Here is an 11161-nt window from a genome sequence, read left to right as displayed (position 1 = left end):
TAATACATCAGCCGCCAGGCCATCAGCGGGTCAGGAGTGGACTGATGTTCAATCAGACAATAGATATAGCCCTGTCCCCTAGCTGTTTCAACCGAATACAGCACATCACTGTGCAGTTGACGTAAATCCCGATCCACAAAACTGCCGGATTCCAGTTTCAATGTGGCTAAATCACACAACGACTGGATCTCTTCGGGCAGATAAAGGGATAAAAATTCCCTGGCCGTTTCGGGCTGCGTTAAAAAATGCTTGAATAACGCGTCATGGTGAGGTCGTTGTTTTTCTTTCTTTACCACAATCTGTTTCTCTGTCTTATTAGTTAGTCATTACCACTCATTGCCAAGGTATAGTATTTCTACCAAGTCATAAAAAACATTGTCTCAGATTTCCTCAGGCAAATCTTTACCGAATGCATTAATAGAAGAGCCTAAAGAATCAAATATCAGAAAAGGAAAAATGAGAAAATATTATATTTACAATAATTACTTTATGAAAGCCATTAATTTAAATGAGTTTTTAATTTTCATTCGCATAATAATAATCCCTTTATCAAAACATTGATTATTTATATTTTCGTTAATCTTAAATATTCAGATCGAAAAAATTGGACTGAGTTCCATCCAGATGATCTATTGGGTATAAATGTTATTTATATCAAAGTATCAATCTATTAGGGTTGTATCCTTCGTGTCAATAAAAATTAAGTTTTATTTTCCCATCACGATTAAATAATTTAACTTAATAAACAATGTAAATAAATCAGTAAATGCTATTTTTTACAGTTCAAGATAAAAATATCGAAAATTAAGTAAAGGAATTTTTAGTGATATATTCATTGTCAGAAGCAAGAAACAAATCCTCTGCCTTTCTTCAACAGCCATTAATATTCATAATTAATCCAAATCAAGCGTTAATCATTTTTTTAGGATTACAAAAAAATTGAGCATTTCGCTGATTTTAATAACCTATTCTGAAATAACCCATAAAGTTATGAAACAGAATAATTAAGCCAGGGTAATTTCAGTATCATACTCATTGTTAAAAATAAACCACAAACATTAAGGATAAATTATGGCAGATATACTTAAATATGGCGATACAGTAAGAATATTAAATGGTTACAATAACTGGCAAGGAGGATATCTCAGTACACACGGAAGTAACGACATCCCGGGAGCAAAACATAACGTATTAACTGTAGCTCCTTCCTTTTCTGATCTAGGGGTAATATGGCGAATACAATCAGGAACGGGAAAAGCTATCGGCAGCGAAATAATTAATGATGATATTATTTTGCTTCATAATCTGGCTTTCTGCGATGGTGGTTATTTGGGATATTATGATGGCCCAAATCAACCGGTACCAAGTGGAGAAATACATCCGATAGTCACATCTGATATAAATACATATTCTCCAAAAACATTAGAGTGGATTATTTATTGCGAGACACCTTATTCTATAAAGGGAAATATCATAGAAGGAGCAATTATCAGCCTACATAATCGATGGGGAAATAAAGGTTTCCTTAATAGTTATGGTAATGCCAACAAACCAAACACGTTATATGGTGTATCTCTTTCTGGTAATAGCGCTCGTAAAGTACATAAGGTAGACCAGTGGAAAATGGAAAAAATCAATGACCCTTGTCCGCCTACCAAACCCTCAAATTGTGGTGGAGAATGCGGCACCAATGACACCGGTAAACACTGTTTCCAATTACCTAAAAATATTCAATTTGGCCTGACAGCCTACAATAATACGAACATTCAGCAAACGGTAAAAGTGTATATTAACGACCTTCTGGTAGATACATTAACCGGTAAAGGCACAAATAATCCGATGGCGACCAAAACCTACACATCAGGTACAGGAAAAGTTTGTATTGAAATTGAAGGAAATGGCAAACCTAGCAAACTACGTTATTTCGATAACACCCTCGATGGAAAACCGGGAACAGTCATTATCGGTGCTGAAAATGGTACCAATAATAATTACAATGACTGTGTAGTAATATTAAATTGGCCGCTGGTGTAAATTAAAAATACTTTGGTAAACTTCACCACAAGAAAAAACATTTACTAATCAATTAAAGCGGTATTATACCGCTTTTCTTGTACGCCATATTTAACAACGATAATAAGATTATAATTAAAATCACTTTTCTATATTACAACAATTATGGGGCCAGGAAGAAAGCCCCTTGGTATATATCACACAAGATGGTTAAATAATCAGACTCAGTATTCCATATTAGAAATCTTGAAAAAATATCGCTCGATCAAACGGTGTTCGGTAAAGAGAATTTTGTTGATCTACTGTGGTAGCCTGAGAAGACATACCAAGAATAATCCCTATCTGACCAGACGCAAGATTTCCCGTCATCAGCGTATTCATATTATATTGGCAAAGCTCTACCTTCCATTTATCTGCCACAACATTATACCACTCGACAATTAACGTACCGTTATTTGCCGCAAGCAATCCAATTCGCCAACGTGACCAAATATTTTTTGGCCATTCATAACTCAGTGGAACACCATTAACACCACCTAGCGTCGGTTGTCCTTTATAAATACCGCCCGTTTGTTTGCCAACAAAGTTTACTGCCTGAACCAAATTAGCAGCCTGTAGATTCCAAACCATAATATAAGGCGTTGCAGTGTCAATCGAAGTACCCAACGAAATATTCGATGGCATCCATTGGTTCTTACCTTTATACCCCCCAGTTAAGTGAATCGCCATATAGCCGTAACCAATATTTCGATATGTCCCGCTTGCACTCGTTTTCCTGGATAACACACTCACTGAAATGTCAGGATATGGATTACAAAACAGGTCAAGTTCACAATAACAATGTCTGGCATCAACCGGTGTGTCTGTTGCAATCCCGAGACAGTGACTGCCAATATTGCCGAATTTAGACAACGTTTGTGCCTTGAAAGCTTTTCTTCCCCCAACACTGATGATATCCCAAGCGCTAGTCCCATAGCTTGAGTCCTTAAACAACACGCCAGCTCGCTGTGTTGTCGCATCTACCCATCGACCTTCAGGATATAAATTTGGTTCCCATACCGTTATTGGAACCGCAGTGGAATTAGAGAAACTTTCAATTGAGATTGAACTTTCATGTTGTTCTAATTTCATGACTAAAATATCTCCTATAAAAAATAAAATCACATATTAATCTTGTATTTTATACCTCAGATAAGTTCATCTTTAATTCTTAAATAAAGTAATCCACATAAAATCCAACAATATTAAATCCATTAATGAGTTGTTAATATATAGCCTTGCTTATAAGCTATCATCAGGATTAATTTAAATAATATAAATTTCCCTATTCACCAGACAGATGATCAATATGGCAGAGTTAAATCGGAGTATCTTAATGTTATTTTCATCTATTTCTGTTGTAAAAAATAAATTTAAACAACATATTAAATCCCAACCACCAACAAGGATATATCAATGAATACATCAAGTTACCTTTTCCTTGGCTCAGAAAATATTCAACACCATCAGAAATCGTATGAGGCAGACATCGGTTATCCCCGGCCTATAAACAATGATTGGCCTGATCTTCCTATAGAATTTCAAAGACATATTGATGATGTGATTAATTTAAATGGTTTTTTGTATTTTTTTAAAGGCTCACAATATCTTAAATTTGATATTGCCAAAGCACAAGTGATTGACGGACCGAAACCTATTATAGAAGGATGGCCGGGATTAGCCGGAACGGAATTTGAAAACGGAATAGACGCCGCCACAGAATGGCCCTATGTAGAAAAAACGGGTATGACAGATGTCGTCTGTTTCTTTAAAGGCAGTGATTGTATTGATTATATGGTGAGTACACATACTATTAGTAAAAAAACTATCGCAGACCGATGGGGGATAACAGAACAATACTCAGAATTTAGTGAAAATTTGGATGCAGCTATTTTATGGATAAATATTGGCAGCCCTTTTCTTTTCCTGTTCAAAGATAATTCTAACATCAGGATTAATCTGAAATCGAATACCATCGATGGTCAAGCTCCCATTGGCGCTAATTGGCGTGGTGTGACCTTCAAAAGAGTTCAAGCTGCGGTGCCAATTGATATGGATTTATTAGGCAGCGAAATAGGTAATGACAGTAATACCAATACCTATTTCTTCCTTAACGCAGAAAATATTAAATATAATGATCCATTAAATAACATCGATACCGGTTATCCTCAACCCATTCGTAATAATTGGCCTAATCTGCCTATTGAGTTTCAAAGGCATATTGATGATGTGATTAATTTGAATGGTTGTTTGTATTTCTTTAAAGGCTCGCAATATCTTAAATTTGATATTGCAAGAGCACAAGTGATTGACGGGCCAAAACCCATTATAGAGGGATGGCCGGGATTAGCAGGAACGGAATTTGAAAACGGGATCGATGCCGCCACAGAGTGGATAGATGCAAAAGAAGATATCGTTTGTTTCTTTAAAGGCAAAGAGTGTATTAATTACACCGTGAGTTCACACACCATTGATAAGAAAAATATCGCAGAAAGATGGAGAATTACCGGGGAATACGCGAAATTTAGTACAAATTTAGACGCCGCTATTCTATGGCGTAACTCCGGTTATTTTATCTATCTTTTCAAAGGCAATGAATATCTCCGCTTACATCTGATGTTGAATAGTCTGTATGGTAAACCCGAACTTATTCAAATTAAATGGAAAGGCGTTACTTTCAATAAAATTCAAGCGGCCGTATCAGTTGATCCAGATGTATTAGGCAGTGATATCAATATAAAATGCGGCGGAACATGTGGGATTAATAATACCGGTAAACACTGTTTCCAATTACCTCAAAGTATTCGATTTGGCCTGACAGCCTACGTAAATAGTGACGCTCATCAACAAACAATCAATGTCTATATCGACGACCGATTAGTCGATACTTTAACTGGTAAAGGGATAAGTCACATAACGGATGTTAGGACCTACACATCAGGTACCGGCAAAGTCTGCGTCGAGATTATAGCAGATGGTAAACCTAGCAAACTCCGTTATGCCTATAACACTCTCGAAGCAAAACCGGGATCAGCCATTATCGGCGCTAACAATGGTTCCAATGACAATTATGATGATAGTGTGGTAGTGTTGAATTGGCCATTATCATGAGACAAAAATATATCGCTGTGATATCTGAAAATAGAAAATCGAGTAAACACATCAGAATAACATTCAGATTAACCATTATTAAGGATGTAAAAAATGAATTCAAAAACCTATTTCTTTCTTAACTCAGAAAACATTAGATATAACGACTCAGAAGATAAAGCAGATACCGATTACCCCCAATTCATCAGCCATGATTGGCCTGGTCTCCCTATCGAGTTTCAAAAAGATATTGACGATGTGATTAATTTAAGCGGCTCATTATATTTTTTTAAAGGATCACAATACCTTAAATTCGATATCGCCAAAGCCCTGGTGATTGACGGGCCAAAACCCATTATTGAGGGATGGCCGGGGTTGAAAGGTACTGGATTGGAAAATGGTATAGACGCCGCCACAGAATGGGTGGATACAAAACAAGATGTTGTCTGTTTCTTCAAAGGCAGAGATTGCATCGATTACACCGTCAGTTCACACACAATTAGTAAGAAAACCATCTCGGACCGATGGGGCGCCACCGGGAAATATGCAGGATTCAGTGAAGACCTCGATGCTGTTATTTTATGGAAGAATACCGCCGGCTCTATTATTTACTTTTTCAAAGATAGTTATTACATCCAATACAATACAAAATCTCATGTTATTGATGGCGAACCCTCCTTTATTCAAGCTTACTGGAAAGGAGTCACCTTCAAAAAAGTTCAAGCCTCCGTATCGGTTGATATCGATTCGTTAGGTAGTGAGTATAGAAACTGTGGCGGAATCTGTGGCAGCACGAACACCGGTAAACACTGTTTCCAGTTACCTCATAATATCAAGCTTAGCCTGTCAGCCTATGGTAATACTACCCACCAGCAAACGATAAAAGTGTATATTGACGATCAGTTAGTCGATACATTAATCAGCCAAGGAGTCAATAGTGTGTTGGGCTTTAAAAATTACTCATCAAGCACCGGCAAAGTCTGCATTGAAATTATAGGCGACGGCAAACCCTGCAAACTCCGTTACGCCTATAATACCCTTGACGAAAAACCGGGAACAGCCATTATTGGCGCCAGCAATGGGGGCAATAATAATTACGATGACAGCATAGTCGTGTTAATTTGGTCACAGACCTGAATCAAAAAACCACAAATACACTACGCTGGCAACATCAGTAGAGATGACATTTATCCATAAATTAAAGCGGTATTATGCCGCTTTTACTGATATGACACACGGTTACAAATAGAAAAAACATGACTTACCCTTTCAAGTAACATGATAACAGGCCAAACTCGGTTATCCGCCAAATAGCCTCCTATCCGATAAAAATTAATTTTTTGATCTTTTCTTTTCCTATCTCCCGTTGCTATGAATATTCAACAGTGCAGGAATTCGATCCTATTTCACGTCCACAGGGGAGCAGATAAAAGGCGAGATAACCTGTTCATGACAATAACCTAGCCCTGAAATGACACCGGAAGTTATGCAGTAATAGCATCATCGGAAGTAAAAGCATTTCAGGGTAAGCATCAGTTGTTTGAAGAGCAATAGCATATTTTCCGAGGAAATGATGGGTAATATACTTAAATATGGCGATACCGTGACAATATTAAACAGCTACAAGAACTGGAGCGGAGGGTATCTCAGTGTATTTGGCAACGGCAATAAACCCGGAACCAAATATGGCGTAGTAACCGTAGATGCTTCCTTAGCTATTTATGGCGGCGCCTGGAGAATTGAGTCAGCAATAGGAAAACCTGTCGGTAGTGAAATAATCAATAATGATATTATTTTACTTCACAACCTATATTACTGTGATGGCGGCTATTTACAATATTATGATGTAGTGGATCAAAATGAACAATTAACCGAAATACATCAAGTCTATACCTCAGATACCCGCAAAAGAGCGACATTAGAATGGATTATTTATTGTGAAACCACTCCACCAAATGAAAACATCAGAGCAGGCGATAGTATTTCTCTCTATAATCGATGGGGAAATAAAGGTTTTCTTGATACCCATAATCATGCTGGCGATACAGGCTCGTTATATCAAGTCTTCATGTCCAATAATGCTGCCCGCAAGAGCCAGACCGGTTTATGGAAAATGGCAAAGGTGAATGATCCTTGCCCTCCCCCTGATGTGTTGACCAATATCATGCCATTGTGGCGTAAGATGCGGTAACAACAGCTCGCTTTATCGCTCAAACGAAGCTGGCAAGAACAAACGAAATAAGTTTTTGTGCGTTTTAGCCAGCAAAAGACCAAAAATGCCCGATAAATGTAAGTTTTATTATTTTCAGATTGAAACTATTTACGTAGTTTATTTGCCGCTATGATTAAATTAATTTTTTATTCCTACATTAATAAAAATTGAGCTTAACATAATAAGCTTCCACGCTATAAAGTCATGCCTCCATCAATTAACAACTCTTACCAAATAGTGAAAATGATTATAAATACCTAAGATAAATCATGAACTAGCTCATTATCATAAATTATTTTTCATTTTTATTACACTTTTGCTATCAGCACCTTGGATGAAGTTTCTCATACTGGTCGTTTTATTTATCCCTGTATCACCTTAATTGAACCAGCAATAAGCAAACAAAAATAAAAGGAATGTTTATGACTTGCTACACCAAGAAAGCTAGCTCGATTTTCGAAACTAACCTTCCAAGATGTTCTAATTCTAAACCATGTAATGGTGACTGTTATGCAAAATAAAATTTCATTTTTATCAGACACATCCGAACAGTCCCTACTTGACGCTGGTTATCAAAACGTATTTGATATCGCATCAATCAGCCGTGCTGCGTTCGTTCAGTCCGTTCCCACCCTGCCCGCTAAAGAGGCTCATACCGTCTATCGTCAGGCGCGGCAACGGGCAGAAAATCTGAAATCCCTCTACCGAGCCTGGCAATTACGTCAGGAGCCGGTTATTAAAGGGATGACTAAACTTAATGCGCAATCCGACGTTTCTGTGCTTAAAGATGCTTTGGTCGAGAATATTGGCGGCGACGGGGATTTCAGCGATTTAATGAACCGTGCCAGTCAATATGCTGACGCTGCCTCTATCCAATCCCTATTTTCACCGGGCCGTTATGCTTCCGCACTCTACCGGGTTGCTAAAGATCTGCATAAATCAGATTCCAGTTTGCATATCGATAATCGCCGCGCTGATCTGAAAGATCTGATATTAAGCGAAACGACGATGAATAAAGAGGTCACTTCCCTTGATATCTTGTTGGATGTGCTACAAAAAGGCAGTAAAGATATTGCTGAACTGTCCAGCGCATTCTTCCCAATGACGTTACCTTATGACGATCATCTGTCGCAAATCGATTCCGCTTTATCGGCACAAGCCAGAACGCTGAACGGTGTGTGGAATACTTTGACAGATACCACGGCACAAGCGGTTTCAGAACAGGCCGATAATACGAATACACGCAAACTGTTCACCGCCCAAGATGCTAATAAAGATACGTTTTTTGCCGGAAACACTTTTTATTTCAAAGCAGTAGGCTTCGACGGGCAACCTATGGTTTACCTGTCGCAATACACCAGCGGAAGCGGCATTATCGGCGCACAATTGATTGCCGGTAATCCAGATCAAGCCGCTGCCGCTATTGTCGCACCGTTGAAACTCATCTGGTCAATGGCAAAACAGTGTTACTACCTGGGAGCTCCCGATGATACAAAGATGGGAGACGGTAATGTTCTGACCGGCTGTTTCTTAAGAGGCAACAGCCCGACCAACCCGGATAAAGACGGCATTTTTGCTCAAATAGCCAATAAATCAGGCAGTACTCAGCCTTTACCAGGCTTCCATCTGCCAGTCACACTGGAACGCAGCAAGAATAAGGATAAGTACTATCTGAAAACAGAGCAGGGTTATATCGCGGTAGATAGTTCCGGTCAGTCAAACTGGAAAAATGCGCTGATCATCAATGGGGCAAAAGACAAAGGGCTGTTATTAACATTTTGCAGCGATAGCTCAGGTACCCCGACAAACTCTGATGATGTGATTCCTCCCGCTATCAATGATATTCCATCGCCACCAGCCCGCGAAACGCTGTCACTGACGCCGGTCAGTTATCAATTGATGACCAATCCGGCACCGACAGAAGATGATATTACCAACCATTATGGTTTTAACGGCGCTAGCTTACGGGCTTCTCCATTGTCAACCAGCGAGTTGACCAGCAAACTGAATTCTATCGATACTTTCTGTGAGAAGACCCGGTTAAGCTTCAATCAGTTAATGGATTTGACCGCTCAGCAATCTTACAGTCAAAGCAGCATTGATGCGAAAGCAGCCAGCCGCTATGTTCGTTTTGGGGAAACCACCCCAACCCACGTCAATGTCTACGGTGCCGCTTATCTGAACAGCACACTGGCAGACGCGGCTGATGGTCAATATCTGTGGATTCAGACTGATGGCAAGAGCCTAAATTTCACTGACGATACGGTAGTCGCCTTAGCCGGTCGCGCTGAAAAGCTGGTGCGTTTATCATCCCAGACCGGGCTATCATTTGAAGAATTGGACTGGCTGATTGCCAATGCCAGCCGTAGTGTGCCGGACCACCACGACAAAATTGTGCTGGATAAGCCGGTCCTTGAAGCACTGGCAGAGTATGTCAGCCTAAAACAGCGCTATGGGCTTGATGCCAATACCTTTGCGACCTTCATTAGTGCAGTAAATCCTTATACGCCAGATCAGACACCCAGTTTCTATGAAACCGCTTTCCGCTCTGCCGACGGTAATCATGTCATTGCGCTAGGTACAGAGGTGAAATATGCAGAAAATGAGCAGGATGAGTTAGCCGCCATATGCTGCAAAGCATTGGGTGTCACCAGTGATGAACTGTTCCGTATTGGTCGCTATTGCTTCGGTAATGCAGGCAGTTTTACCTTGGATGAATATACCGCCAGTCAGTTGTATCGCTTCGGCGCCATTCCCCGTTTGTTTGGGCTGACATTTGCCCAAGCCGAAATTTTATGGCGTCTGATGGAAGGCGGAAAAGATATCTTATTGCAACAGTTAGGTCAGGCAAAATCCCTGCAACCACTGGCTATTTTACGCCGTACCGAGCAGGTGCTGGATTGGATGTCGTCCGTAAATCTAAGTCTGACTTATCTGCAAGGGATGGTAAGTACGCAATGGAGCGGTACCGCCACCGCTGAGATGTTCAATTTCTTGGAAAACGTTTGTGACAGCGTGAATAGTCAAGCTGCCACTAAAGAAACAATGGATTCGGCGTTACAGCAGAAAGTGCTGCGGGCGCTAAGTGCCGGTTTCGGCATTAAGAGCAATGTGATGGGTATCGTAACCTTCTGGCTGGAGAAAATCACAATCGGTAGTGATAATCCTTTTACACTGGCGAACTACTGGCATGATATTCAAACCCTGTTTAGCCATGACAATGCCACGTTAGAGTCCTTACAAACCGACACTTCTCTGGTAATTGCTACTCAGCAACTTAGCCAGCTAGTGTTAATTGTGAAATGGCTGAGCCTGACCGAGCAGGATCTGCAATTACTGACAACCTATCCCGAACGTTTAATCAACGGCATCACGAATGTTCCTATACCCAATCCGGAGCTATTACTCACGCTATCACGTTTTAAACAGTGGCAAACTCAGGTCACCGTTTCCCGTGATGAAGCGATGCGCTGTTTCGATCAATTAAATGCCAACGATATGACGACTGAAAATGCAGCTTCACTGATCGCCACATTGCATGAGATGGATAAAGGTACGGTAGCGCAAGTTAATACCTTGCTATTAGGTGAAAATAACTGGCCGAAAAGTTTTACCTCTCTCTGGCAACTTCTGACCTGGTTACGCGTCGGGCAAAGCCTGAATGTCGGTAGTACCACTCTGGGCAATCTGTTGGCCATGATGCAAGCAGACCCTGCCGCCGAGAGTAGCGCCTTACTGGCATCGGTAGCCCAAAACTTAAGTGCCGCAATCAGCAATCGTCAGTAACCGGATAAGAAGGAATTGATT

General features: G+C 40.1%; 7 protein-coding genes. 5 read left to right on the top strand and 2 right to left on the bottom strand.

Features of this window, described 5'->3' with window-relative positions; genetic code table 11:
- Positions 1 to 296 (bottom strand): Rpn family recombination-promoting nuclease/putative transposase (locus BA1DRAFT_RS14410; RefSeq protein ID WP_036780428.1); only part of this gene is annotated, 296 nt, incomplete at its 3' end.
- A 775-nt stretch (positions 297 to 1071) separates the two neighbouring features.
- Here BA1DRAFT_RS14410 and BA1DRAFT_RS14405 point away from each other — a divergent pair.
- Entirely contained in the window at positions 1072 to 2034 is a 963-nt protein-coding gene (locus tag BA1DRAFT_RS14405; protein ID WP_036780427.1) for a fucose-binding lectin II, read from the top strand.
- A gap of 216 nt (positions 2035 to 2250) precedes the next feature.
- Here the strand turns inward: BA1DRAFT_RS14405 and BA1DRAFT_RS14400 are convergent, their stop codons facing one another.
- Entirely contained in the window at positions 2251 to 3144 is an 894-nt protein-coding gene (locus BA1DRAFT_RS14400; RefSeq protein WP_036780426.1) for a hypothetical protein, read from the bottom strand.
- Positions 3145 to 3468: 324 nt separating this feature from the next.
- Here BA1DRAFT_RS14400 and ppxA point away from each other — a divergent pair, with 324 nt between their 5' ends.
- The 4 genes from ppxA to tcaA all read left to right on the top strand — a co-directional run bounded on the left by ppxA (position 3469) and on the right by tcaA (position 11140).
- On the top strand, positions 3469 to 5163 hold the full coding sequence (gene ppxA, locus BA1DRAFT_RS24390; RefSeq protein ID WP_268747237.1) for a photopexin PpxA: 1695 nt from the start codon (positions 3469 to 3471) through the stop codon (positions 5161 to 5163).
- Positions 5164 to 5256: 93 nt separating this feature from the next.
- Positions 5257 to 6279: a photopexin PpxB gene (ppxB, locus tag BA1DRAFT_RS14385; protein ID WP_036780425.1), complete on the top strand. Its 1023-nt coding sequence runs from the start codon at positions 5257 to 5259 to the stop codon at positions 6277 to 6279.
- A 433-nt stretch (positions 6280 to 6712) separates the two neighbouring features.
- Positions 6713 to 7333, top strand: coding sequence for a hypothetical protein (locus BA1DRAFT_RS14380; protein ID WP_235201116.1), 621 nt, complete (start codon positions 6713 to 6715; stop codon positions 7331 to 7333).
- Between the two features lie 519 nt (positions 7334 to 7852).
- Complete coding sequence (gene tcaA / locus BA1DRAFT_RS14375; RefSeq protein WP_036780423.1) at positions 7853 to 11140, top strand: insecticidal toxin complex protein TcaA; 3288 nt, start codon at positions 7853 to 7855, stop codon at positions 11138 to 11140.
- The last annotated feature ends 21 nt before the right edge of the window (positions 11141 to 11161 follow it).

Origin of the sequence: Photorhabdus aegyptia (assembly GCF_000612035.1) — a bacterium.
GTDB classification, from domain to species: Bacteria; Pseudomonadota; Gammaproteobacteria; order Enterobacterales; family Enterobacteriaceae; genus Photorhabdus; species Photorhabdus akhurstii.
This window is presented reverse-complemented; position numbering and strand designations above follow the sequence as displayed.